General features: G+C 74.2%; 24 protein-coding genes. 14 read left to right on the top strand and 10 right to left on the bottom strand.

What is annotated here, in order from left to right:
• Positions 1–88 precede the first annotated feature (88 nt).
• The 3 genes from JKP75_RS14530 (at position 89) to JKP75_RS14520 (ending at position 1221) form a co-directional block, all read left to right on the top strand.
• Positions 89–283 carry a hypothetical protein gene (locus JKP75_RS14530; RefSeq protein ID WP_200493191.1) on the top strand — a complete coding sequence of 65 codons (195 nt, stop codon included), beginning with the start codon at positions 89–91 and terminating at the stop codon, positions 281–283.
• A gap of 106 nt (positions 284–389) precedes the next feature.
• The gene (locus tag JKP75_RS14525) at positions 390–782 is read left to right on the top strand and encodes a F0F1 ATP synthase subunit epsilon (protein ID WP_200490599.1); all 393 of its coding nucleotides are present in this window, start codon (positions 390–392) and stop codon (positions 780–782) included.
• Positions 783–819: 37 nt separating this feature from the next.
• A complete protein-coding gene (locus tag JKP75_RS14520; protein WP_200490600.1) occupies positions 820–1221 on the top strand; it encodes a DUF2550 domain-containing protein in 402 nt (133 codons plus the stop codon).
• Between the two features lie 28 nt (positions 1222–1249).
• On the opposite strand, the gene JKP75_RS14515 is transcribed toward JKP75_RS14520, so the two are convergent.
• Entirely contained in the window at positions 1250–1864 is a 615-nt protein-coding gene (locus JKP75_RS14515; RefSeq protein ID WP_200490601.1) for a cob(I)yrinic acid a,c-diamide adenosyltransferase, read from the bottom strand.
• A gap of 59 nt (positions 1865–1923) precedes the next feature.
• Between JKP75_RS14515 and murA the strand changes: the two genes are divergently transcribed.
• Complete coding sequence (gene murA / locus JKP75_RS14510; protein WP_200490602.1) at positions 1924–3204, top strand: UDP-N-acetylglucosamine 1-carboxyvinyltransferase; 1281 nt, start codon at positions 1924–1926, stop codon at positions 3202–3204.
• Positions 3205–3213: 9 nt separating this feature from the next.
• On the opposite strand, the gene JKP75_RS14505 is transcribed toward murA, so the two are convergent.
• The gene (locus JKP75_RS14505) at positions 3214–3522 is read right to left on the bottom strand and encodes a hypothetical protein (protein ID WP_200490603.1); all 309 of its coding nucleotides are present in this window, start codon (positions 3520–3522) and stop codon (positions 3214–3216) included.
• Between the two features lie 77 nt (positions 3523–3599).
• Here JKP75_RS14505 and JKP75_RS14500 point away from each other — a divergent pair, with 77 nt between their 5' ends.
• The 3 genes from JKP75_RS14500 (at position 3600) to JKP75_RS14490 (ending at position 7937) form a co-directional block, all read left to right on the top strand.
• Positions 3600–5618: a protein meaA gene (locus JKP75_RS14500; RefSeq protein WP_200490604.1), complete on the top strand. Its 2019-nt coding sequence runs from the start codon at positions 3600–3602 to the stop codon at positions 5616–5618.
• A gap of 18 nt (positions 5619–5636) precedes the next feature.
• Positions 5637–6407: an enoyl-CoA hydratase-related protein gene (locus tag JKP75_RS14495; RefSeq protein ID WP_200490605.1), complete on the top strand. Its 771-nt coding sequence runs from the start codon at positions 5637–5639 to the stop codon at positions 6405–6407.
• Positions 6408–6578: 171 nt separating this feature from the next.
• Positions 6579–7937 (top strand): dicarboxylate/amino acid:cation symporter, encoded by a 1359-nt coding sequence (locus JKP75_RS14490; RefSeq protein WP_200490606.1) that lies wholly within the window; start codon positions 6579–6581, stop codon positions 7935–7937.
• Positions 7938–7953: 16 nt separating this feature from the next.
• On the opposite strand, the gene JKP75_RS14485 is transcribed toward JKP75_RS14490, so the two are convergent.
• Positions 7954–8895 carry a hypothetical protein gene (locus JKP75_RS14485; protein ID WP_200493190.1) on the bottom strand — a complete coding sequence of 314 codons (942 nt, stop codon included), beginning with the start codon at positions 8893–8895 and terminating at the stop codon, positions 7954–7956.
• Between the two features lie 65 nt (positions 8896–8960).
• Here JKP75_RS14485 and nucS point away from each other — a divergent pair, with 65 nt between their 5' ends.
• From nucS to JKP75_RS21570, 3 genes are all read left to right on the top strand, one after another.
• The gene (gene nucS, locus JKP75_RS14480) at positions 8961–9632 is read left to right on the top strand and encodes an endonuclease NucS (RefSeq protein ID WP_200490608.1); all 672 of its coding nucleotides are present in this window, start codon (positions 8961–8963) and stop codon (positions 9630–9632) included.
• A gap of 73 nt (positions 9633–9705) precedes the next feature.
• Entirely contained in the window at positions 9706–11463 is a 1758-nt protein-coding gene (locus JKP75_RS14475) for a 3-hydroxyacyl-CoA dehydrogenase family protein (RefSeq protein ID WP_200493189.1), read from the top strand.
• 99 nt (positions 11464–11562) lie between these two features.
• Entirely contained in the window at positions 11563–11772 is a 210-nt protein-coding gene (locus JKP75_RS21570) for a hypothetical protein (protein ID WP_309229857.1), read from the top strand.
• On the opposite strand, the gene JKP75_RS14465 is transcribed toward JKP75_RS21570, so the two are convergent.
• The gene (locus tag JKP75_RS14465) at positions 11769–12977 is read right to left on the bottom strand and encodes a class F sortase (RefSeq protein WP_200493188.1); all 1209 of its coding nucleotides are present in this window, start codon (positions 12975–12977) and stop codon (positions 11769–11771) included. The genes JKP75_RS21570 and JKP75_RS14465 overlap by 4 nt on opposite strands.
• A 519-nt stretch (positions 12978–13496) precedes the next feature.
• Between JKP75_RS14465 and JKP75_RS14460 the strand changes: the two genes are divergently transcribed.
• On the top strand, positions 13497–14393 hold the full coding sequence (locus JKP75_RS14460; RefSeq protein ID WP_200493187.1) for a hypothetical protein: 897 nt from the start codon (positions 13497–13499) through the stop codon (positions 14391–14393).
• Here the strand turns inward: JKP75_RS14460 and ccrA are convergent.
• Both ccrA and mce read right to left on the bottom strand, forming a co-directional pair.
• Entirely contained in the window at positions 14371–15702 is a 1332-nt protein-coding gene (gene ccrA / locus JKP75_RS14455; RefSeq protein ID WP_200490612.1) for a crotonyl-CoA carboxylase/reductase, read from the bottom strand. The genes JKP75_RS14460 and ccrA overlap by 23 nt on opposite strands.
• A gap of 106 nt (positions 15703–15808) precedes the next feature.
• On the bottom strand, positions 15809–16270 hold the full coding sequence (gene mce / locus JKP75_RS14450; protein ID WP_200490613.1) for a methylmalonyl-CoA epimerase: 462 nt from the start codon (positions 16268–16270) through the stop codon (positions 15809–15811).
• 227 nt (positions 16271–16497) lie between these two features.
• Here mce and JKP75_RS14445 point away from each other — a divergent pair, with 227 nt between their 5' ends.
• Positions 16498–17703: an acetyl-CoA C-acetyltransferase gene (locus JKP75_RS14445; protein WP_200490614.1), complete on the top strand. Its 1206-nt coding sequence runs from the start codon at positions 16498–16500 to the stop codon at positions 17701–17703.
• The gene (gene meaB, locus JKP75_RS14440; RefSeq protein WP_200490615.1) at positions 17700–18728 is read left to right on the top strand and encodes a methylmalonyl Co-A mutase-associated GTPase MeaB; all 1029 of its coding nucleotides are present in this window, start codon (positions 17700–17702) and stop codon (positions 18726–18728) included. Before JKP75_RS14445 ends, meaB begins: the two co-directional genes overlap by 4 nt.
• On the opposite strand, the gene JKP75_RS14435 is transcribed toward meaB, so the two are convergent.
• Both JKP75_RS14435 and JKP75_RS14430 read right to left on the bottom strand, forming a co-directional pair.
• On the bottom strand, positions 18692–19576 hold the full coding sequence (locus JKP75_RS14435) for an MFS transporter permease (protein WP_309229856.1): 885 nt from the start codon (positions 19574–19576) through the stop codon (positions 18692–18694). The genes meaB and JKP75_RS14435 overlap by 37 nt on opposite strands.
• The gene (locus tag JKP75_RS14430; protein WP_200490616.1) at positions 19573–20064 is read right to left on the bottom strand and encodes a hypothetical protein; all 492 of its coding nucleotides are present in this window, start codon (positions 20062–20064) and stop codon (positions 19573–19575) included. Before JKP75_RS14430 ends, JKP75_RS14435 begins: the two co-directional genes overlap by 4 nt.
• A gap of 126 nt (positions 20065–20190) precedes the next feature.
• Here JKP75_RS14430 and JKP75_RS14425 point away from each other — a divergent pair, with 126 nt between their 5' ends.
• On the top strand, positions 20191–21669 hold the full coding sequence (locus tag JKP75_RS14425) for an NAD(P)/FAD-dependent oxidoreductase (protein WP_200493186.1): 1479 nt from the start codon (positions 20191–20193) through the stop codon (positions 21667–21669).
• Positions 21670–21690: 21 nt separating this feature from the next.
• Here JKP75_RS14425 and JKP75_RS14420 read toward each other — a convergent pair whose 3' ends face one another.
• Both JKP75_RS14420 and JKP75_RS21565 read right to left on the bottom strand, forming a co-directional pair.
• Complete coding sequence (locus tag JKP75_RS14420; protein WP_200490617.1) at positions 21691–22203, bottom strand: C40 family peptidase; 513 nt, start codon at positions 22201–22203, stop codon at positions 21691–21693.
• 327 nt (positions 22204–22530) lie between these two features.
• Positions 22531–22671: a hypothetical protein gene (locus tag JKP75_RS21565; RefSeq protein WP_242473336.1), complete on the bottom strand. Its 141-nt coding sequence runs from the start codon at positions 22669–22671 to the stop codon at positions 22531–22533.
• Positions 22672–22983: the final 312 nt, after the last annotated feature.

Below are 22983 nucleotides of genomic sequence, written 5' to 3'. Positions count from 1 at the left end.
TTCGCGGCCGGGGCTCAGGTCCGGTCCCCGGCGTGCCGACCATCGACAGGGAACGCCCGACCGGCGGGCGCGCGCACAGGGATCCGACGTGGACGCCACCAGCACGACGACCGACCGCCCGGCCACCGGCAGCGACGCCGGCTGGACGTGGGCGCCGTTCGCCCCCGAGGAGCCGGTCGAGCGCGCCCGGTTCCGGGTGGAGGAGTGGGCGCCGGCCTCGACGGTCCGGCACCCGTGGGTGCGCGTCGGCCGCTTCACGCTGCTCTACCGCCGCGCCGCCTGACCCTCGTGCGAGCAGGCGTCCCGGCCGCCGTTCCAGGGGGCAGGGGGAGCCGCCGCGCCGGCCGGCGCTAGGGTGGGAGCCCCGTCCGGAGAACCCGAGGAGTGTCGTGGCGACCCTGCAGGTCGAGTTGGTGGCCGTCGAGCGCAAGATCTGGTCCGGCGAGGCCACGATGGTCATCGCCCGCACGACCGAGGGTGAGCTGGGCGTCCTGCCCGGGCACGCGCCCCTGCTGGGGCAGCTGGCGCCCGGTGGCGTGGTCACCATCCGCACCGAGAGCGGTGAGGACCTCACCGTCGCCGCGCACGGTGGCTTCCTCTCGGTGAGCGAGGCCGGCGTGTCCATCCTCGCGGAGACCGCCGAGATCTCCACCGAGATCGACGTCGAGCGCGCCCGCGAGGCGCTGCGCCGCGCCGAGTCCGCCGGGGACGACGACGGCGAGGCGCTGGACGCCGCCCGTCGCGCGCAGTCGCGCCTGCGGGCCGCGGGCGAGACCGTCTGAGGCCGACCGCACCTCCCGCGCAGCGCCCGGCCTCCCCGTGACCACGGTCCTGCTGGTCCTCCTCGGACTGCTGGCCGTCGTGGTCACGGTGGTGTTCCTGCTGCGCCGCCGCTTCCTGCTCTCCGGGCTGGGGGCGGTCACCATGTGGCTGCGCGCCCCCGGCTCGACGCGCTGGTCGGTGGGCGTCGCCTGGTACGGCGGCGACGCCCTGCTCTGGTACCGGGCGCTGTCGCTCTCGGTCCGGCCGCAGCACCGGCTGTCCCGGTCCGGCTTCGCCGTGGGCGCGCAGCGCCCGGCCGGCCGGGACGACGTCGGCCTGCCCGAGGACGTCGTCGTCCTCGCCTGCGCGACGGCCCAGGGTGAGCGCGAGCTGGCGATGGACCGCTCGACGGTCACCGGCTTCCTGTCCTGGGTGGAGTCCGCCCCACCCGGGCACTGAGCCGGCGCCGGCCGGGGGAGGGGCGGGCTCAGCCCTCGGCGGGCTCCTGCGCGTCCGCGGAGCGGCCGCCGGGGACCCAGAGGATGTCCCCGCCGGGGTTGGCCACCCGCGACAGGATGAACAGCAGGTCCGAGAGCCGGTTGAGGTAGCGCGCGGGCTCGACGTTGGTGACCCCGGTGCGGCCGGCGGCCTCGTCGGCCTCGAGCAGCGCCCAGACGCTGCGCTCGGCCCTCCGGGCGACGACGCGGGCCTGGTGCAGCAGGGCGGCCAGCGGCGTGCCGCCGGGCAGGATGAAGCTGTTCAGCTTCGGCAGCGTCTCGTTGTACTCGTCGCAGGCCGCCTCCAGCCGCTCGGTGTAGGCGGCGGTGATCCGCAGCGGCGGGTACTCCGGGTCCGGCGTGATCGGCGTGCACAGGTCTGCGCCGACGTCGAACAGGTCGTTCTGGATGCTGCGGATCAGCTCGGCCAGGGCCGGCTCGGGCGCGCCCAGCGCCACCGCCGTCCCGAGCACGCTGTTGGTCTCGTCGACGTCGGCGTAGGCGACCAGCCGCGGATCGGTCTTGGCCACCCGGCTCATGTCGCCCAGGTGGGTCTGACCGGCGTCGCCGGTCTTCGTGTAGATGCGGGTCAGCCGGACGGTCATGGCCAGCAGCGTAGAGCGGGCGCACGGAGCCTCCCCGGGCGCGGCCGTAGGGTGTTCCGGTGGAGTGCTTCGAGGTGTCCGGTGGAGCGGCCCTGTCCGGCCGGGTGCGGGTCACCGGGGCGAAGAACAGCGCGCTGAAGCTCATGGCCGCGGCCCTGCTGGCCCCCGGCCGCACCGCGATCGACGAGGTGCCCGACATCCTCGACGTCTCGATCATGAGCGAGGTGCTGCGCCGGCTCGGCTGCGGCGTCACGTACACGCCGACGCCAGGGAGCGGGGGCGGCGGCCGGGTCGTCGTCGACGTGCCCGAGCAGCCCTCGACCGAGACCGACTACGACCTCGTGCGCCGCATGCGCGCCTCGATCAGCGTGCTCGGCCCGCTGGTCGCCCGCTGCGGCAGCGCCCGGGTCGCGCTGCCCGGCGGCGACGCCATCGGCTCCCGCGGGCTGGACATGCACATCGCCGGCCTCGAGCGGCTCGGCGCCACCATCGTCAGCGAGCACGGCTTCCTCGTCGCCACCGCGCCGCGGCTGACCGGCACCTCGATCTGGCTGGACTTCCCGTCGGTCGGGGCGACGGAGAACCTCGTCATGGCCGCGGTCCTGGCCGAGGGGACGACGGTCATCGACAACGCCGCCCGCGAGCCGGAGATCGTCGACCTGTGCGCGATGCTCACCGCGATGGGCGCGCAGATCGACGGCGCCGGCACCTCCACCCTCACCGTCGAGGGCGTCGAGAGCCTCGCGCCGGTCACGTACACGACCGTCCCCGACCGGATCGTGGCCGGCACCTGGGCGATCGGCGCGGTCATGACCCGGGGCGACGTCGTCATCGAGCGGGCGGTCGCCGGGCACCTGCGGGTGGCGCTGGACAAGCTCGTCGACGCCGGCGCGACCGTCGAGGAGCTGCCCGACGGGCTGCGCGTCGCGATGGCCGACCGGCCGCGGGCCGTCGACGTCGTCACGCTGCCCTTCCCAGGCTTCCCGACCGACCTCCAGCCGATGGCCGTGGCCCTCGCCGCGGTCTCCACCGGCACGGCGCTGATCACCGAGAACGTGTTCGAGGGCCGGTTCATGTTCGTCAACGAGCTGGTCCGGCTGGGCGCCGACGTGCGCATCGACGGCCACCACGCCGTCGTCCGCGGTCGCGAGCGGCTCTCCAGCGCCCCGGTGCTGGCCACCGACATCCGGGCCGGTGCGGGCCTGGTCCTGGCCGGCCTGGTCTCCGACGGCGTGACCGAGGTGCAGGACGTGCACCACGTCGACCGCGGCTACCCGCACTTCGTCGAGCAGCTGCGCGGCCTGGGCGCGCAGGTGGAGCGGACCCAGCGGCCGGACTGACCCCCCGGGTCAGCCGGTGAAGGACGCCGCCAGCGCGCGGGCGCGGGCCGCGTCGTCGGGGAAGACCAGGACGTCGGTGCGGTGCGGCGCCCGGGTGCGCTGCGTGGAGCGGATGCCCGCGTCGGAGAGCAGCGCCCGCAGCGCGCGGGCGGTCTGGGGTGAGGAGACGGTGGCGACGAGCACGAGCAGCCCGTCGTCCGGGGGCGCGGCGGGACGGGCCGACCGGCCGTAGCCGGGGCCGAACGCCCACCGCGTGACCAGCGCCAGCAGCCCCACGACGAGCAGGATCAGGACCAGCGGTCCGAGCCCCTGCGACACCCGATCGAGTGTGCCACCGTGCGCCTCCCCGCGGGCGGCGCTGCTCCCGTCCCGGGACCGCCCTAGACTCCGCCGGTATGCCGTTCCCGTCATCGCCGGAGGAGCGTGACCGTCCCTGGGTCATGCGCACCTACGCCGGCCACTCCTCGCCGGCCGAGTCCAACGCGCTGTACCGGCGCAACCTGGCCAAGGGCCAGACCGGCCTCTCGGTGGCCTTCGACCTGCCGACGCAGACCGGGTACGACCCCGACGACGAGCTCGCCGTCGGCGAGGTCGGCAAGGTCGGCGTCCCGGTCACCCACATCGGCGACATGCGCGCCCTCTTCGACGGCATCCCGCTCGACGAGATGAACACGTCGATGACGATCAACGCCACCGCCATGTGGCTGCTCGCGCTCTACCAGGCGGTCGCCGAGGAGCACGGGCACGACGTCAGCAAGCTGGCCGGGACGACGCAGAACGACATCATCAAGGAGTACCTGTCGCGCGGGACCTACGTCTTCCCGCCGGCTCCCTCGATGCGGCTGATCACCGACATGGTCGCCTACACGGTGACGACCATGCCGAAGTGGAACCCGATCAACATCTGCAGCTACCACCTGCAGGAGGCCGGGGCGACGCCGGAGCAGGAGATCGCCTACGCGATCAGCACCGCCATCGCCGTCCTGGACTCGGTGCGCGACTCGGGTCAGGTGCCGCAGGAGAAGTTCGGCGAGGTCGTCGCCCGCATCTCCTTCTTCGTGAACGCGGGTGTCCGCTTCGTGGAGGAGATGTGCAAGATGCGCGCCTTCACCCAGCTCTGGGACGAGCTGACCCAGGAGCGCTACGGCGTCCAGGACCCCAAGCACCGCCGCTTCCGCTACGGCGTCCAGGTCAACTCCCTGGGCCTGACCGAGGCGCAGCCGGAGAACAACGTCCAGCGCATCGTGCTGGAGATGCTGGCCGTCACGCTGTCCAAGGACGCCCGCGCCCGCGCCGTGCAGCTGCCCGCGTGGAACGAGGCGCTGGGCCTGCCCCGGCCGTGGGACCAGCAGTGGTCGCTGCGTCTGCAGCAGGTGCTCGCCTACGAGACCGACCTGCTCGAGTACGACGACCTGTTCACCGGCTCGGTCGTCGTGGAGAAGAAGGTCGCCGACCTCATCGAGGGCGCGCGGGCCGAGATGGCCCGCGTCGAGGAGATGGGCGGCGCCGTGGCCGCCGTCGAGTCCGGCTACATGAAGAGCGCCATGGTCGGCTCGCTGGCCGAGCGGCGCCGGCGGATCGAGAACGGTGAGGACGTCGTCGTCGGCGTCAACAAGTTCGAGACCACCGAGCCCAACCCGCTGCTGGCCGACCTCGACGCCGCGATCATGGTCGTCGACCCGGCCGTGGAGAGCGCCGCCCAGGAGGCGGTCCGGAAGTGGCGTGCCGAGCGCGACCAGCCGGCCGCCGACGCCGCGCTCGCCGCGCTGCGCGAGGCGGCCGCGAGCGACGTCAACCTGATGGCCGCCACCCTCGACTGCGCCCGCGCAGGCGTGACGACGGGGGAGTGGGCCGGGGTGCTGCGCGAGGTGTTCGGCGAGTACCGGGCGCCCACCGGCGTGGCCGCGGCCAGCAGCGGCGGCGAGGCCGACGCGACGCTCACCGACGTGCGCGAGCGGGTCCGCGCGACCGGCGAGGAGCTCGGCGGCCGGCTGCGCTTCCTGGTCGGCAAGCCCGGTCTGGACGGGCACTCCAACGGCGCCGAGCAGATCGCCGTCCGCGCGCGGGACGCCGGCTTCGAGGTCATCTACCAGGGCATCCGCCTGACCCCGGCGCAGATCGTCTCGGCCGCGGTCGAGGAGGACGTGCACGTCGTCGGCCTGTCGGTGCTCTCCGGTTCCCACCTGCAGGTGGTGCCGGCCGTGCTCCGCGGCCTGAAGGAGGCCGGCCTGGACGACGTCCCGGTCGTCGTCGGCGGGATCATCCCCGACAGCGACGCCCGGCGGCTGCGCGAGCAGGGCGTCGCCCGCGTCTTCACGCCGAAGGACTTCGGCCTCACCGAGATCATGGGCTCGGTGGTCGACGTGATCCGCGAGGCGAACGGCCTGGACCAGAAGGTGCCCGCGCCGGCCTGATCGGTCTAGCGTCGGTCCATGGCTGACGGCGCACCCCGGATCGAACGCGACGGCGACGTCGTCCGCATCACGATGGTGCGGGCGGCGCGCCGGAACGCCCTCTCGCGCGAGCACCTGACCCAGCTGCTGGGTGCGGTCACGACGGCGGGGGAGAGCGACGCCGCCGGGATCGTCCTCGCCGCCGAGGGGCCGGTGTTCAGCGCCGGGCACGACTTCGCCGACGTGTCCGGCCGGCCGCTGCCGGAGGTGCGCAGCCTGCTGAAGCTCTGCACCGAGCTGATGCAGACCCTCCAGGACGTCCCGCAGGTCGTGCTGGCGCGGGTCCACGCGCTGGCCACCGCCGCGGGCTGCCAGCTGGTCGCGTCCTGCGACCTCGCCGTCGCTGCGGAGTCGGCCGGGTTCGCCGCCCCCGGCGGCAAGGGCGGCTGGTTCTGCCACACGCCGATGGTGGCCATCGCCCGCAACGTCGGCCGCAAGCGGGCGATGGAGCTGGCGCTGACCGGCGACGTCATCGACGCACGGACGGCGCTGGACTGGGGCCTGGTCAACCGGGTGGTGCCCGACGAGGACCTGGACGCCGCCGTCGACGAGCTGATGGCGCGGGCCACGCGCGGCTCCCGGGCCAGCAAGGCGTGGGGCAAGCAGACGATGTACGCCCAGCTGGACCGCCCCGAGCGAGACGCCTACGACACCGCCGTCGAGGTCATGGCCGCCGCCAGCCAGATCCCCGGCGCGCGCGAGGGGATGGCCTCGTTCCTCGAGAAGCGCCCGCCCGTCTGGACCGACTGAGACCCTGCGCACAGGCGGGCATGGCCGCGCCGCCGCAGGCCTTGACCCTCCGTGCACAACGTGTGGGGCCTGACGCGCAGGCGCGCCCTCGACTACGGGCGGATGACGACGGCGAGCTGTTGACGCCCGCAGCTCCCGCGTCCTCCTCCCTCCCGTAGATCGGTATCCCTCGTGCTCGCTCGTCTCCGCCGCGTGCCCTTCGGCGCGCAGGTCCTCCTCGCCCTCGTGGTCGGCGTCGCCCTCGGCTTCGTCGCCCGCGAGATGGGCACCGTCTCCGACGGCTCGCCGAACTGGCTGACCAGCACCCTGCAGACCATCGGCAGCAGCTTCGTCTCGCTGCTCAAGGCGCTGGTGCCCGCGCTGATCGTCACCGCGGTCATCGTCTCGATCGCCAACCTCAAGCAGGTGTCCAACGCCGCCCGCCTGGCCGCGCAGACGCTGCTCTGGTTCGCCATCACCGCGCTGATCGCCGTCGCGATCGGCATCGGCCTGGGCCTGCTGACCCAGCCCGGCAGCAACAGCTCCGTCGACGCCTCCGCCGCGCAGGACGTCGGCACGACCGGCGGGTGGTGGGACTTCCTCACCGGCCTGGTGCCCGGCAACATCCTCGGCCTGCAGGCCTCCGCCGGTGCCGACGGCTCGGTGGGCCTGTCGTTCAACGTGCTGCAGCTGATCGTCATCTCGGCCGCCGTCGGCGTCGCGATCCTCAAGGTCGGCCCGGCCGCCGAGCCGTTCCTCAACCTCACCCGCTCCGCCCTGGCGATCGTCCAGAAGGTGCTGTGGTGGGTCATCCTGCTGGCCCCGATCGGCACCGTCGGTCTCATCGGCAACGCCGTCGCCAGCTACGGCTGGGACTCCCTGGGCTCGCTCGGCGTCTTCGCCGGCGCGGTCTACGCGGGCCTGGCCCTCGTGCTGTTCGTCGTCTACCCGGTGCTGCTCAAGTCGCACGGCCTCTCGCCGGTCCGGTACTTCGCCGGGGCGTGGCCCGCGATCCAGCTGGCCTTCGTCTCCCGCTCCTCGATCGGCACGCTGCCGGTGACCGAGCGGGTGACCGAGCAGAACCTCGGCGTCCCGCGGTCCTACGCCTCGTTCGCCGTGCCTCTGGGCGCGACGACGAAGATGGACGGCTGCGCCGCGATCTACCCGGCGCTGGCGGCGATCTTCGTGGCCCAGTTCTTCGGCGTGGACCTCGGCATCACCGACTACCTGCTCATCGCGCTGGTCTCGGTGATCGGCTCGGCCGCCACGGCCGGCGTCACCGGCGCCGTGGTGATGCTGACCCTGACGCTGTCGACCCTGGGCCTCCCGCTGGCCGGCGTCGGCCTGCTGCTGGCGATCGACCCGATCCTCGACATGGGCCGCACCGCGGTGAACGTCGCGGGCCAGGCGCTGGTGCCGACGATCGTGGCCAAGCGCGAGGGCATCCTCGACCTCGAGCGGTACAACGCGACCTCCCCGGTCGAGCCCCTGGCCGCGGCCGAGGAGCACGGCGGCGTGGACGCCGACCTGCGGCAGCCCGCCACGGCCTGACCCCTGTTGATCATCGTCATCCGGCTGCGCCCGTCGGAATGTCGGGCCACCGGATGACGATGATCAACGAGGTCGTCAGCCGGTCAGGTCGGCGCAGCCGGTCTCGTCGGGCAGCAGCGGTCGGAACGCCACCGACCACAGGGCACCGTCGGGGGTGGCCCACGGCGTGAGCACGTTCGCGTCCCGTGCGGCCGCGATGACGTCGCCCGCGACCTCCCCGGTCGCGACGACGCAGCTGATGCCCGGACCGATCGGCTCCCCGGGCAACGGCGGGCCCGGCACACGGCACGGGCTCGGGAGACCAGCCCTGGGCGACGTCCTCCTCGGACGCCGTCCACGGCTGGGCGACGGCGGCCACCGCAGCCGGGGTCCAGGGTCGCGGGACCTCCTCGGGGGTGCCTGCGGACACCAGGTTGGAGAGCTCGGTGACGAACTCCTGGAGGCGCTCGCGGGCCGTCACCTGGTCCGCGGTGAGACCACTGCCGGTCATCGCGGCGGACCCCTGGAGGGCGTAGACCTCCCGGACGTGCGTCCCCGAGGCCGTGCCCAGCGTGAACCGGGTGGAGCCGACGTCGGCCAGCGGCGGGACGCCCAGGTCGGCCTGCTCGGCCACCCCGGCCGCCAGCGCCCGGTCGGCCAGCTCCTGCACTCCGACGGCTCCGACGTCCAGCACCTGGACGTTCGGCCAGGCGAAGGCCGGCCAGATGGTCGCCACCGGACCCTGGAGGACCACCCGTCCGTCGGAGTAGACGCTGACCACCGGGAGCCGGGCGGCGAGCGCCTGCGGCGTCGTGAACATGCCCACCTGCTCGACGCGGAGCACCAGCGCCCCGGGATCTGCGGGAAGCTGCGCCCGTGGCGGAACGGCGTCGGGCGGCCGGCTGCCGACGGGGGAGGGCTCGGCGCAGGCGGCGAGCGCCAGCAGCAGCAGGACGGCGACGGCGCGCACAGGGGCCACGCCGGCATGTTCCCAGGACGGCGGGGCCGCCGGGGCCGTTGCTGCGCCGGGTACCGTCGGCGCCCGTGCGCCTGGTCATTGCCCGCTGTTCCGTCGACTACATCGGGCGGCTCACCGCCCACCTGCCGATGGCCACCCGCCTGCTGCTGGTGAAGGCGGACGGCTCGGTGTCCATCCACGCCGACGACCGCGCCTACAAGCCGCTGAACTGGATGACCCCGCCCTGCACGCTGCGCGACGAGCTCGTCGACGGCAGCGGCACCTGGACGGTCACCAACAAGGCCGGCGAGCAGCTGATCATCACCATCGAGGCCGTCGAGCACGACCACGCGCACGACCTCGGCGTCGACCCCGGCCTGCAGAAGGACGGCGTGGAGGCCGAGCTGCAGCGGCTGCTGGCCCTGCACGTGGAGACCTTCGGCGCGGGCTGGTCGCTGGTGCGCCGCGAGTACCCGACCGCGATCGGCCCGGTGGACCTGCTCTGCCGCGACGCCACGGGGACGACGGTGGCGGTGGAGATCAAGCGCCGCGGCGAGATCGACGGCGTCGAGCAGCTGACCCGCTACCTGGAGCTGCTCAACCGCGATCCGCTGCTCGCCCCCGTGAAGGGCGTCTTCGCCGCCCAGGAGATCAAGCCGCAGGCCAGGGTGCTGGCCACGGACAGGGGCATCGACTGCGTCACCGTCGACTACGCCGTCCTCAAGGGCACCGACGACCCCACCCAGCGGCTGTTCTGAGCGGTGGCCTCCGGTCGGCGGATCGGTGGATGAGAGACTGCCCACCGATCACCGACGGTGGAGGGATGGCAGCGTGGCCAGGGAATTGAACGAGGTCGGCATCGTGGGGCTGGGCACCGCGGGTGCCGCCATCGCGGAAGCATTCGCCCGGGCGGGCCTGTCGGTCACCGCCGTCGAGGTCAGCGACGAGGCGGCCGCGCGCGGCCGCGCCGCGATCGAGCGCTCGATCGCCGCCGGCGAGGCGGACGACGCCGCGCTCGGCCGGATCCGCTACAGCACCTCGCTGGAGGACCTCGCCGGGGCCGAGCTGGTCGTCGAGGCCGTGCCCGAGCGGCTCGCGCTGAAGGCGGAGATCTTCGCCCAGCTGGACAAGGTCACCGGCCCGGACACGATCCTGGCCACCAACACCTCGAGCCTCTCGGTCACCGAGCTCGCGGTCGGCACCGGCCGCCCGAGCAAGGTCATCGGGCTGCACGTGTCCACCGCGGTGCCGACGGCGACGCTGGTCCAGGTCGTCCGCACCGCCGTCACCGACCCGTCCGTGGTCGAGGACGCCGTCGCGCTGGTCGAGAAGGCCGGCAAGGTCGCGGTGACCGTGGGCGACAACCCCGGGTTCATCACCGACGCGCTGCTGTTCGGCTACCTCAACCACGCCGTCTCCATGTTCGAGAACGGCTACGCCAGCCGCGAGGACATCGACGCCGCCATGCGGTTCGGCTGCGGCCTGCCCATGGGCCCGCTGCAGGTCCTCGACCTCATCGGCGTCGACACCGCCTACGACGTGCTCGACGCGCTGCACGCGGTCTCGGGCAAGCGGCTGCACGCGCCCAGCCCGGTCCTCAAGCAGATGCGCACCGCCGGCCTGCTCGGCCGGAAGTCCGGCCGCGGCTTCTACACCTACGCCGAGGCCGGCTCCGGCGAGGTCGTCGCCGACGCCGCCACCCCGACCCCCGGCGGGGCCGCCGAGGGCGCCCGCCCCGTGCAGACCGTCGGCGTCGTCGGCTCGGGCACGATGGCCACCGGCATCATCGAGGTCGTCGCCAAGGCCGGGTACGACGTCACCTTCATCGCGCGCTCGGACGAGAAGGTCGCCGGCGTCGAGAAGGCGCTGGCCAAGTCGCTGGACAAGCAGGTCGAGCGCGGCCGCCTCGAGCAGTCCGTGCGCGACGAGGTGCTCGGCCGCGTCACCGGCGCCAGCTCGGTCGAGGCGCTGGGCGACGTCGACCTGGTCATCGAGGCGGTCATCGAGTCGCTGCCGGTCAAGGAGGCGCTCTTCGCCGACCTGGGCCGGATCGCCAAGCCGGGCGCGGTGCTCGCCACCACGACCTCCAGCCTGCCGGTCATCAAGTGCGCGCTGGCCAGCGGCCGCCCGGCCGACGTCGTCGGCATGCACTTCTTCAACCCCGCCACGGTCATGAAGCTGGTCGAGGTGGTCTCCACCGTCTCCACCGCTCCCGACGTCGCCGCCACGGTGCACGCGGTCACGGCGAAGCTCAAGAAGGTCGCCGTCTCCTGCAACGACCGGGCCGGCTTCATCGTGAACGCGCTGCTCTTCCCGTACCTGAACGACGCGGTGAGCATGCTGGCGGCGCACTACGCCTCGAAGACCGACATCGACACCGCGGTCAAGGCGGGTCTGGGCTACCCGATGGGGCCCTTCGAGCTCCTCGACGTCGTCGGCAACGACGTGTCGCTGGCCATCGAGCAGGAGCTGCACACCGAGTTCCGCGACCCGGCGCTCGCGCCGGCCCCGCTGCTCGAGCAGCTCGTGACCGCCGGCTACCTGGGCCGCAAGACCGGTCGTGGCTTCCACGACTACGCCCGCCGCTGACAGTTGCCCCGCAGGCGCCCACGGCCCGCCCCCCGGTCCTCGGACCGGGGGGCGGGCCGTCGCGCTGAGCCGGTCGAGGAGGCCGGCGACGGCGACTGGGTGGTCCGGCCCCTGACCGGGTCGAGCACCGGCAAGACCTACCGCTGCCCCAGCTGCGACCAGGAGATCCGCCCGGGGACGCCGCACGTGGTCACCTGGCCCGCCTACGCCCGCGACTCCGACCTGGAGCCGTGGGACACCGACTCGGCGGCGGACCTGCGGCGGCACTGGCACACCGCCTGCTGGCGGGCCCGCGACCGGCGCCGCTAGCCGACCAGCCGGGCGAACACCACCACGTTGTCGGCGTAGCTGCCCGTGGCGCGGTCGAACGCGCCGCCGCAGGTGATCAGCCGGAGCTCGGCGCCGGAGGTCGGCCCGTGGACGACGGCCGTCGGGAAGGCTTTCTTCGGCGCCCGGAGCACGCGGTCGACGGCGAACCGCGCGCTGGTGCCGTCGGCGCGGTCGACGACGACCTCGTCGCCGGGCGCGAGCCGGTGCAACCCCGCGAAGACGGCGGGCCGCCCGGCCCAGTCCACGTGCCCCGCGAGCACCGCCGGACCGGGGAGGCCCGGCGCGGGTCCCGCGGCGTACCAGCCGGCGAGGGCCGGGTCCGCCGGCACAGCGAGCGCGCCGGCGCGGTCCAGGCCGGTGCCGGCCACGGCGGCGTCGAGGCCGGCCGCGTCGGCCCGGATGCGCACCGGCGCGGCCGCCTGCGGCGCCGGTGCGGGCGCGACCGCCGCGAGCGCCGCGGCGAGCCGCGGCAGGCGGGCCGGCCAGCTGCCGGAGCCACCGGCCTCGACACCGCCGGTCGGCACCACCGCGGCGGCGGTCGCGTCGACGACCGGCCGGACGGCGAGCCCGCCGGCGGGGGTGTCGAGCACGAGCAGCGTCACCACCGTGCCCGGGACGACGTCGACCGGCACGCGGGTCTCCGTCCCGGCGGTGCGCAACCGCAGCGTGCCCGGGCCGCCGGGGACGCTCGTCCAGCCGGAGGCGGCGGGGAAGCGCAGCCCGACGGCGAGCTCCGGCCCGCCGTCCACCGCGACGTCCAGCTCCGGTGCCCCCGCGGCCGCCGTGACGACCCGCACGCGGGCCGCCCCGTTCCCGGGCGCGGCGAGGTCGTCGGTCAGCGGGGCCAGCGAGAGATCGGCGAACCGGCCCCAGAGCGCGAGCGTCGTGGCACCGCCGGCGGGCAGGTCGACGCGGGTGGAGAGCGCCGGTGGCGCGGTCGCCGGGGAGCCCGCGGCCCGCACGCTGACCGCGTAGCTGCCTGGCGGCAGGTCCGCGTAGCCGCCGACGTCGCCGTAGGTCAGGCCGCCGGCGACGTCCGTGCCGGGATCGACGGCGGGGCCTTCGCCGTCCACCGGCGTCAGGGCGACGTCGACGGCGGGCGAGTCGGGGGAGAGGTGCGCGATCCTCAGCCGGCCGTCGTCACCGGCCGCTCGGGCGTGCGGCGCCCCGGCGAGCAGCAGCACGGCCCCCAGCAGGCCGGCGAGCAGCGCCGCCGGCAGCCGCCCCGCAGCCGTCAGGGACGGCCCTGGGTGACGGGTGCGTCGATGGACTGCGTGGCCGGGGCGGCGGTGGCGCCGGACGGGCGCGGCGGCAGCGGCAGCTGACGGGTGGCCGGCTGCGGCGCGGCCTGCGCGGGCTGGGCCGGCGCGGTCTGCTCGGCGGCCGGGGCCGGCGTCGTCCGCGGGGTCGGCTGGGGGCGCGGGGCGGCCTGGGGGCGCTGCGCGTCCTGCGCCCGCGTGGCCTCCTCGGCCGGGGCCTGCTCGGCCGAGGTCTCGGGGGCGCCGGTCGCCGGGGTGTCGGTCTCCGTGACGTCGGTCTCCGCAGCAGCCGGAGCCGGCGCCTCGGCGCGCGCGGCCGCAGCAGCGGGAGCGGACGACGAGGGCGCCGCCGGCTGCTCGGGGCGGTCGCCGAGGTCGGGCAGGTTGTCCAGCAGCTTGCGGGCGTGGACCAGCCGGCTGGTGAGCTCGTCGCGGACGCCCCGGATGGACTCGGCCTTCGCCTCGGCGTCGGCGACCAGCGCGGCGGCGTGCTGCTCGGCCGCGGCGACCCGCTGGCGGGCGGCCTGGGTGGAGACGCGCTCGCGCTCCTCCTCGACCCGGGCGGCCTCGGCGCGACGGGCGCGCTGGGCGATGTCGAAGTCCTCCTCGACCTTCGCCCGGCGGGCCTGGGACTCGGCGTCGAGGCGGGCGACCCGCTCCTGGGACCTTGGCGACCAGCTCGTCGGCGCGCAGCTGGGCCTTCTGCATGATCTGCTCGGCGCCCTGGCGGGCCTCGGCGATCATCCGCTCGACCTCGGCCTGACCGGCGGCGTGCCGCTCGAGCAGCGCGCGCTCCTCGGCGTCGGTCTGCTCGCGGACGGCCTGCGCGTCGAGCTGGGCGGCCCGGCGGATCTCCCCGGCCTCCTCCTCGGCGAGCTGCAGCATGTGCTGGATGCGCTCGCTGATGTTCTCGAAGGTCGGCGCCGAGGCGGTGGCGGCCTTGCGGCGCAGCGCCTCGATCTCGTTGTGCATCGCCGCGAGCTGGCCGGCCATGTCCGTGGAGCGGGCGACGGCGGCGTCGCGGTCGGCGAGGGCGATCCGGAAGTCCGCCTCGAGGCGCTCGATGGTGTCGGCGACCTGGCGGCGGTCGTACCCCCGCATGACCAGGTCGAACGAGTGCTGCACCTCGTGCACGGGCAGATCGTGGCGGGGGTCGCTCATGTCGTCATCCTCGCAGACGGGGGGACGTCGGGTCACCGTGTCGGGCGCACCGGTCGCAATCGACCCGGACGCACCTGCCGACACCGTAGGCCGGGTGGACGCGCCGAGGGCCCGGCCCCCTGGTGGGGGAGCCGGGCCCTCGGGCTGCGGGCAGGGATCAGACGCCGCGGAAGCGGTTGATCGCCTCGAGGTGCTTCTCGCGCTTCTCGGCGTCCTTGACGCCCAGGCCCTCCTCGGGGGCGAGGGTCAGCACGCCGACCTTGCCCTGGTGGGCGTTGCGGTGGACGTCGAGCGCGGCCTGGCCGACCTCGTCCATCGGGTACACCTTCGACAGGGTCGGGTGGATGAGGCCCTTGTCGATGAGGCGGTTGGCCTCCCACGCCTCCTTGTAGTTGGCGAAGTGGGAGCTCAGGATCTTCTTGAGGTTCATCCACAGGTAGCGGTTGTCGTACTCGTGCATGTAGCCGCTGGTGGAGGCGCAGGTGATGATCGTGCCGCCCTTCTTGGCGACGTAGACGCTGGCGCCGAAGGTCTCGCGGCCCGGGTGCTCGAAGACGATGTCGACGTCCTCGCCACCGGTCAGCTCACGGATCTTCTTGCCGAAGCGCTGCCACTCCTTGGGGTCCTGGGTGCGCTCGTCCTTCCAGAACTTGTAGCCCTCGGCGGAGCGGTCGATGACCAGCTCGGCACCCATCTTGCGGACGATCTCGGCCTTCTCGGGGCTCGAGACGACGCAGACCGGGATCGCGCCACCGTTGAGCGCCATCTGCGTGGCGTAGGAGCCCAGGCCGCCGGAGGCGCCCCAGATCAGGACGACGTCGCCCTGCTTCATGTTGGCGCCGTTCTTGCTGACCAGCTGCCGGTAGGCGGTGGAGTTCACCAGGCCGGGGCTGGCGGCCTCCTCCCACGAGAGGTGGGCGGGCTTGGGCATGAGCTGGTTGCTCTTGACCAGGGCCAGCTCGGCGAGACCGCCGAAGTTGGTCTCGAAGCCCCAGATCCGCTGCTGCGGGTCCATCATCGTGTCGTCGTGACCGGCCGGGTCCTCGAGCTCCACCGAGAGGCAGTGCGCGACGACCTCGTCGCCCGGCTTCCACTTGTTGACGCCGGGGCCCACGCGCAGCACGACGCCGGCGAGGTCGGAGCCCACCACGTGGTAGGGCAGGTCGTGGCGCTTGGTCAGCTCGGAGAGGCGGCCGTAGCGCTCGAGGAAGCCGAAGGTCGAGACGGGCTCGAAGATCGACGTCCACACGGTGTTGTAGTTCACCGAGGAGGCCATGACGGCGACGATCGCCTCGCCGGGGCCGAGCTCGGGCGTGGCGACCTCGTCGATGTGCAGGGACTTGCGGGGGTCCTTCTCCTTGGTCGGCACCCCCTCGAACATGTTCTGCTCGTCCTTGCGCACCACCACGGCGCGGTAGGACTCCGGCACGGCGAGGCCGCCCAGCGCGTCCAGCTGGCCGGCGAGGATGGCGTCCTTGATCTCGTTCACGCGTTCTCCTGGGTCGTGGTCGGCCGTCGTCGGCCAGGCTCGGAGGGCAGTGCGGTGGCGGGGGACGTTACCCAGGGGTAACGGCCCCGCCCTGACGGAGGTGCGCTCAGTGCGCGGCAGCGGCCGGCTGGACGAGCTCGACGAGCACGCCCCCGGCGTCCTTCGGGTGGATGAAGTTGACCCGGCTGTCGGACGTACCGCGCTTCGGGACGTCGTAGAGCAGGCGCAGGCCCCGCTCGCGCAGGGTGGCGCTGACCGCCTCGACGTCCTCGACCCGGAAGGCCAGCTGCTGCAGGCCCGGGCCGGAGCGGCCGATGAACTTGGCGATTGTCGACTCCGGGGTCAGCGGCGCCAGCAGCTGGATGCGGGTGTCGCCGTCGCCGACGGCGAGCATCGCCTCGCGGACGCCCTGCTCCTCGTTGGTCTCCTCGTGCACCGAGCGCACGCCGAAGGCCTGCGCGTAGAACGCGATGGCCTCGTCGAGGTCCGGCACGGCGATGCCCACGTGGTCGATGGTGGTGAACAGCCCCTCGGGCAGACCCGTGGCCGCGGCGTCGTTGGTCGTCACGCCCGGCATCCTGCCGCGCCCTGCCCTGACGCGACACTCCGGGGGCGGACGGGCAGCCCCGGTCGGGTGACGCGCGGGCCGGGAAGTGGGCCGGGACGTGGCCCAGGCCACGTCCGCCGGGGGTGGGGCTCTACCATCATGTGCAGCCCGACGCCGCGCGAACAGCGCGGTCCGCTCCGTCTTTTCACGGTCGCCCGCACCGGCGGCCCGGCACTGGAGGCCTCCCCATGAGTGAGAACACCCGAGCCCGCTCGGTCATCGTCAGCGGTGCCCGCACCCCGATGGGCCGGCTCCTCGGCGGGCTCAAGGACTTCTCGGCCGCCGACCTCGGAGGCGTCGCGATCAAGGCCGCCCTCGAGCGCGCCGGCATCAGCGGCGACCAGGTCGAGTACGTGATCATGGGCCAGGTCATCCAGGCCGGCGCCGGGCAGAACCCGGCCCGCCCCGCCGCGGTGAAGGCCGGCATCCCGATGTCGGTCCCCGCCCTCACCATCAACAAGGTCTGCCTCTCCGGCCTGAGCGCCATCGCGATGGCCGACCAGCTCATCCGCGCCGGCGAGTTCGACATCGTCGTGGCCGGCGGCCAGGAGTCGATGACCCAGGCGCCGCACCTCCTCGCCAACTCGCGCACCGGCACGAAGTACGGCGACACCAAGCTGATCGACTCCATGGCCCACGACGGCCTGTCCGACACCTTCGACCAGGTCGCCATGGGCGAGCTGACCGAGAAGGCCAACTCGCGCTACAACCTCACCCGCGAGGAGCAGGACGAGTTCGCCGCGGCCAGCCACCAGAAGGCGGCCCGCTCGCACAAGGACGGCGTCTTCGCCGAGGCGCTCACCCCGGTGCTCATCCCGCAGCGCAAGGGCGACCCCATCGAGTTCACCGAGGACGAGGGCATCCGCCCCGACACGACCGCGGAGAGCCTGAGCAAGCTGCGGCCGGCCTTCGCCAAGGACGGCACGATCACCGCCGGCACCGCCTCGCAGATCTCCGACGGCGCCTGCGCCGTGGTGGTCATGAGCGCGGCCAAGGCCAAGGAGCTCGGCCTCACCCCGATCGCCGAGATCGGCGCCCACGGCGTCGTCGCCGGTCCGGACGCCACGCTGCAGAGCCAGCCGTCGGCCGCGATCAAGAAGGCCTGCGCCCGCGAGGGCATCGACCCCAAGGACCTCGACGTCGTCGAGCTCAACGAGGCCTTCGCCGCCGTCGGCATCGTTTCCACCCGCGAGCTGGGCATCGACCCCGAGAAGGTCAACCCCAACGGCGGCGCCATCGCCCTGGGCCACCCGATCGGCATGAGCGGCGCGCGGCTGGTCCTCGACGTGGCGCTGGAGCTGCGCCGCCGGGGCGCCAAGGTCGGCGCTGCCGCGCTGTGCGGTGGCGGTGGCCAGGGCGACGCCCTGATCCTGCACGCGCCCAGCAACGCGTGACCGAGGTCCCTGCGGGGACCGCGGTCCAGACGTCCGCCCCTGCCGCCCCCGGGCGGCGGGGGCGGCGTGCTGTCGACGTCCCCGCGCTGGTCGAGCGGGCCCGCGAGGGCGACGCGCGCTCGGTGGCCCGGCTGATCTCGCTGGTCGAGGACGCCAGCCCGGCGCTGCGGGAGGTCGCGGCCGCGCTGGCGCCGCACACCGGCCACGCGCAGGTGCTCGGCCTCACCGGCTCGCCGGGCGTGGGCAAGTCGACGACGACGACGGCGCTGGTGCGGGCGCTGCGCCAGGCCGGCAAGCGGGTCGGGGTGCTGGCGGTCGACCCGTCGTCCCCGTTCTCCGGCGGCGCTCTGCTCGGCGACCGCGTGCGCATGCAGGACCACGCCGGTGACGGCGGGGTGTTCATCCGCTCGATGGCCTCGCGCGGGCACCTGGGCGGGCTGTCGTGGGCGACCCCGCAGGCGCTGCGGGTGCTCGACGCGGCCGGCTGCGACGTGGTGCTCATCGAGACCGTCGGCGTGGGGCAGTCCGAGCTCGAGATCGCCTCGCTCGCCGACACCACCCTCGTGCTGGTCGCGCCCGGCATGGGCGACGGCATCCAGGCCGCCAAGGCCGGCATCCTCGAGGTGGCGGACCTGTTCGTGGTCAACAAGGCCGACCGGGACGGCGCCCAGCAGGCGGTGCGCGACCTGCGCTACATGCAGTCCCTCGGCGGTCGGTACGCCGAGCCCGGTGGCTGGCGCCCGCCGATCTGCCGCACCGTCGCCGCCCGCGACACCGACAACGGCATCGACGAGGTCCTCGCGAAGGTCGAGGAGCACCGGCTGTGGCTGGAGTCCTCGGGCGAGGGCGAGCGGCGCCGGACCGAGCGGGCCGCCCGCGAGATCGAGGCGATCGCCCTGGCGGCCCTGCGCGCGCGGATCGGCGACCTGCGCGGCAGCGCGGCGCTGGGTGCGCTGGCCGGGCGCGTGGTGGCGGGGGAGACCGACCCCTACCGGGCCGCCGACGAGCTGGTCGCCCAGCTCTGAGCCGGCTGCCGCCCGGACCGGGCGGTCAGCCGCTCCCACGGGAGGATCGACAGGATCGCCACGCAGTGCGGCAGGAAGATGATCTGCACGCCGGCGTAGGTCATGACGTGGAAGCCGATGAGGAAGACCGTCAGCGCGATCCGCGCCCGGTCGGTGCGCACCAGCAGCACCAGCGGGGCGAGGAACTCGAGGACCAGCATCACCCACTGCGCGGCCGGCAGGAGCCCCGGGACGTCGACGGTCCAGTCCGACAGCGGGGTGCCGCGGCGCAGCACGGCGCGGGTGAGCGTGGAGCCGGTCGGCCAGTCCCAGCCGCCGAAGCGCACCTTGGCCCAGGCGGCGAGGAAGTAGGTGAGCATGACCGCGACGAGGACCGCGGCCATCGCCCAGCCCGCGGACTCCGACAGCCGGCGGTCGCGGAACCGCGCCCGGCCGACGGTCGGCAGCACGGCCAGCGCCACGAGGAACGCGATGCGGTCGTGGTCGACCTTGCCGTAGCTCATCGCGATGACCATCCACTCCGCGTACAGGAGGAAGACGGCGGCGCCGAGCAGCCGGGGGGCCCGCCCGGTGGCGGCGGCGACGGCGGCCAGCACGAGCGCCCACTGGACGACGAGCACGAGGGTGTGCGTCGGCGTGGGCAGGTGCAGCAGCCGGCCGACCAGCAGCGGGGCGTACCACTCGGTCGGGACGTCGGCGTGCGCCCGCACCCACGCGGTGGTGAGGAAGACGTCGACCGGGATGAACAGGTAGGCGATCGTCCGGAAGACCGCGATCCGCGCCAGCGGGACGGGGGAGAACCACCAGCGGCCCGTCATCGGGGCGGGGGTGGTCGGCGGGGTGCTCACGAGCCGTCGTCCTCCAGGTCGAGGTGGACGACGACGGTGTCGGTGTAGTCGCCGGTGGGCCGTCCGTCGGAGAGCCCGAACTTCCGGTGCACCACCTGGACCGCCACGAGCTCCGGTGCGTCCGGGTGGTCCTCGGTCCAGGCGTCGGCCAGCAGCCCCAGCAGCTCGGGGTGCGCGCGCAGCCGCTGGATCTGGCCCTCGAACTCGGCGCGGCGCAGCCCGACCTGGCCGCCGGAGAGCTTGATCTCCTCACCGGCCGCCGTCACGCCCACCGCCCGGGTGGAGATGACGGGTGCGTTCGGGTCGTTGCGCGTCGAGTACATGCGGAACGGTCCGAACGGGAACGCGTCGTCGTCCCCCCAGACGGTGCCGGCGAGCAGCAGGCCCAGGACGATCAGCACCGCGGAGAGCCGGCGCCGGCGGCCCGACGGGCTCAGCCGCAGCACCTCCGGTTCGGCCGCGGACGGCGGGAGGGGGGAGGACGGCACCGGCGCAGGCTAGATCCGGCGCGGGGTCGGCCGCCACGAGCGCGCGCCCGACGCGCCCCAGGCGTACGGGCCGACTCACGGGCCCCGGAACTTGCGGAGAACCGGCGCCGTCGTGAGGATCAGCGGGTGAGCGGGCGTGCTGGACGACCGGATGCCGTCGTCGTCGGGGCAGGGCCCAACGGGCTGGCCGCGGCGCTGCGCCTGTCGGCCGCGGGGCTGCGGGTGCAGGTCGTCGAGGCGGCCGAGCGCCCCGGTGGCGGGATGCGCACCGAGGAGCTGATCCGCCCCGGCTTCCACCACGACGTCTGCTCGACCGTGCAGCCGATGGCCGCGGCGGCGCCGTTCTTCCGCGAGTTCGACCTGGAGAGCCGCGGCGTCCGGCTGGTGCACCCGGAGATCAACTTCGCACACCCGCTGGACGGCGGCCGGGCCGCGGTGTCGCTGACCTCGCTGGAGGAGACCGCCGCGCGGCTGGGTGCCGACGGCGACGCCTACCGCCGGCTGTTCGGCCCGCTGGTCGAGCACGGCACCGACGTCGTCGACTTCTTCCTGACCAGCCGGCTGCGGCGGCTGCCCACCCGCAGCCCGGCGCAGATCGCCCGCTTCGGGCTGCAGGGCCTGCCCAACGTGCGCTGGCTGGCGCGCCGGTACTTCGACACCGAGGGTGGTCAGGCCCTGCTGGCCGGTGCCGCCGCGCACGGGATGCTCGACCTGAGCCAGCCGCTCACCTCGGCGCTCGGGATGCTGCTGTCGATGCTGTCCCACCACGCGGGCTGGCCGCTGATCGAGGGCGGGTCGCAGAAGCTGGCCGATGCCATGGTCACCGCGCTCGAGGAGCAGGGCGGCGAGGTCGTCACCGGGCACGAGGTCACCGACCTGCGCGAGTTCGAGGGCGTGCCGGCGGTGCTGCTGGACACCACGCCCGAGGCGTTCGTGTCGATGGCCGGGGACCGGCTGAACGAGGGGTACCGCCGCTGGGTGCGCCGCTACAAGCACGGTGCCGGCGTGTTCAAGATCGACTGGATCCTCTCCGAGCCGGTGCCGTGGGCGAACCCGGACGTGCGCCGGGCCGGGACGATCCACGTCGCCGGGAACCTCGAGGAGACCCTCGCGGGGGAGCGCGCACCGAACCAGGGCCGGCTGACCGACAAGCCGTACGTGCTCGCCGTGCAGCCGACGGTGGCGGACCCGACCCGGGCGCCCGAGGGCGGGCACATCTTCTGGGCCTACGTGCACGTGCCGCACGGCGCCGACGTCGACATGACCGGGGCGATCGAGAACCAGGTCGAGCGGTTCGCCCCGGGCTTCAAGGACACGATCGTGGAGCGGCGCACGAAGACCGCCGTCCAGATGGAGCAGTGGAACATCAGCTACCTGGGCGGCGACATCTCCAACGGCCAGGCGACGCTCCGTCAGATGCTGGCCCGGCCGGTGCCGCGCTGGAACACCTACCGGACCCCGGTCGAGGGCGTCTACCTCGCCTCGGCGGCGACGCCGCCCGGTCCTGCCGTGCACGGCGCCTGCGGCGACAACGCGGCGCAGGTGGCGCTGCGGGACGTGTTCGGCGTCCGCAGCGTGCCGCCGCTGCGCCCGGCTCGGGGCTGAGCCGGGCGCAGCGGCCGCGGATCAGGCGATGCGGGTGGCGTAGTTGTAGCCGTCCATGCTGACCGTGGTGATCTCCACGCCGGTCGCCTCGGTGCCGGCGTGCACGATCTGCCCGTCGCCGATGTAGATGCCCACGTGGCTCACCGGCGAGTAGTAGAAGACGAGGTCGCCGGGCTGCAGGTCCAGCGGCGCGATCGGCACGCCGATCTGCGACTGGCCCTTGCTGGAGTGCGGCAGCGAGATGCCGGCGGCCGCGTAGGCGAACTGGGTCAGCCCGGAGCAGTCGAAGGAGTCCGGGCCGCCGCCGCCGTAGACGTAGGGCTTGCCGACCTGGGCCAGCGCGGTGTCGACGGCGACCTGCGCGGCCGACGGGGCGGGCGCCGGGGCCTCGGCGGCCGGCGCGGGAGCCGGCTCGGCGGCGACGGCGGTCGCGGGGGTGAGGAGGAGACCCAGCGAGGCGGCGGCCCCGGTGAGCAGGCCGGCGCCGGTGCGGCGGAGGGTGCGGTTCTGGAGGTTCGGGCGAGTGGTCACCATGCGGTGGCTCTCCTTCCGTTCGCCCGCCGCGAGCCGATCGCGGGCACGGCACGGCACACCGGAGGAACGGAGGAGGTGTGGATCGTGGCGGCTCGCGCTCCGGGGCGCGCCCTCGTCGGGGCGCACCGCACCGGGCTGCGGCGGTACCGGACCCGGGGCCACCTCGACGGGCGACGACCACCCGGCCGGCTCCTCCACCGTAGGAACGACGCACCCGGTCCTCAACCCGGGAGTCGACGAATCGCCAGGTCAGCGAGTCGACATGCCGCGTCATCACTGGGAATACGGGGGTGGACGTGGCCTCGGTCACCCGTGGCGCCCGCATGCTCAGACGTACCGGCGCGAGCCCAGGGCGGCCGCGATCCGGGCGATGAGCGCAACCGGGTCCCGCAGGTCCGCCGCGGTCGCGATCACGACGGTCCAGCCGGCCGCGGTCAGCTCGTTCAGCCGCCGCCGGTCGCGGGCCACCTGCTGCGGCGCCCCGTGCCAGACGCCCTCGTACTCGAGGGCCGACCCTCGCGTCCGGCCAGGCGACCGGAGGAGGCAGCAGCGAGGCGTGCAGCACCAGCCGGAGCCGGGTCTCCTGCGGTGACCCCGCCAGGCCGTCCGCCAGCGCCGCGGCCCGTCGGGCGGAGCGGCAGCCGGGGCCGCTGAGCGCTACGGCCGCCGCGCGCACGTCGTCGAGCGTCGCGAGCCCGCCGGTGATGAGACGGTCGAGAGCGACGACGGCGTCCTCGAGCGGCTCGGCCCGCGCGATGTCGACGGCCGCGCGCACCGCGG

Origin of the sequence: Blastococcus sp. TML/M2B, assembly GCF_016612865.1 — a bacterium.
GTDB lineage: Bacteria > Actinomycetota > Actinomycetes > Mycobacteriales > Geodermatophilaceae > Blastococcus.
The sequence above is the reverse complement of the archived record's forward strand: the minus strand, read 5'-3'. Positions and strand labels throughout refer to the sequence as shown.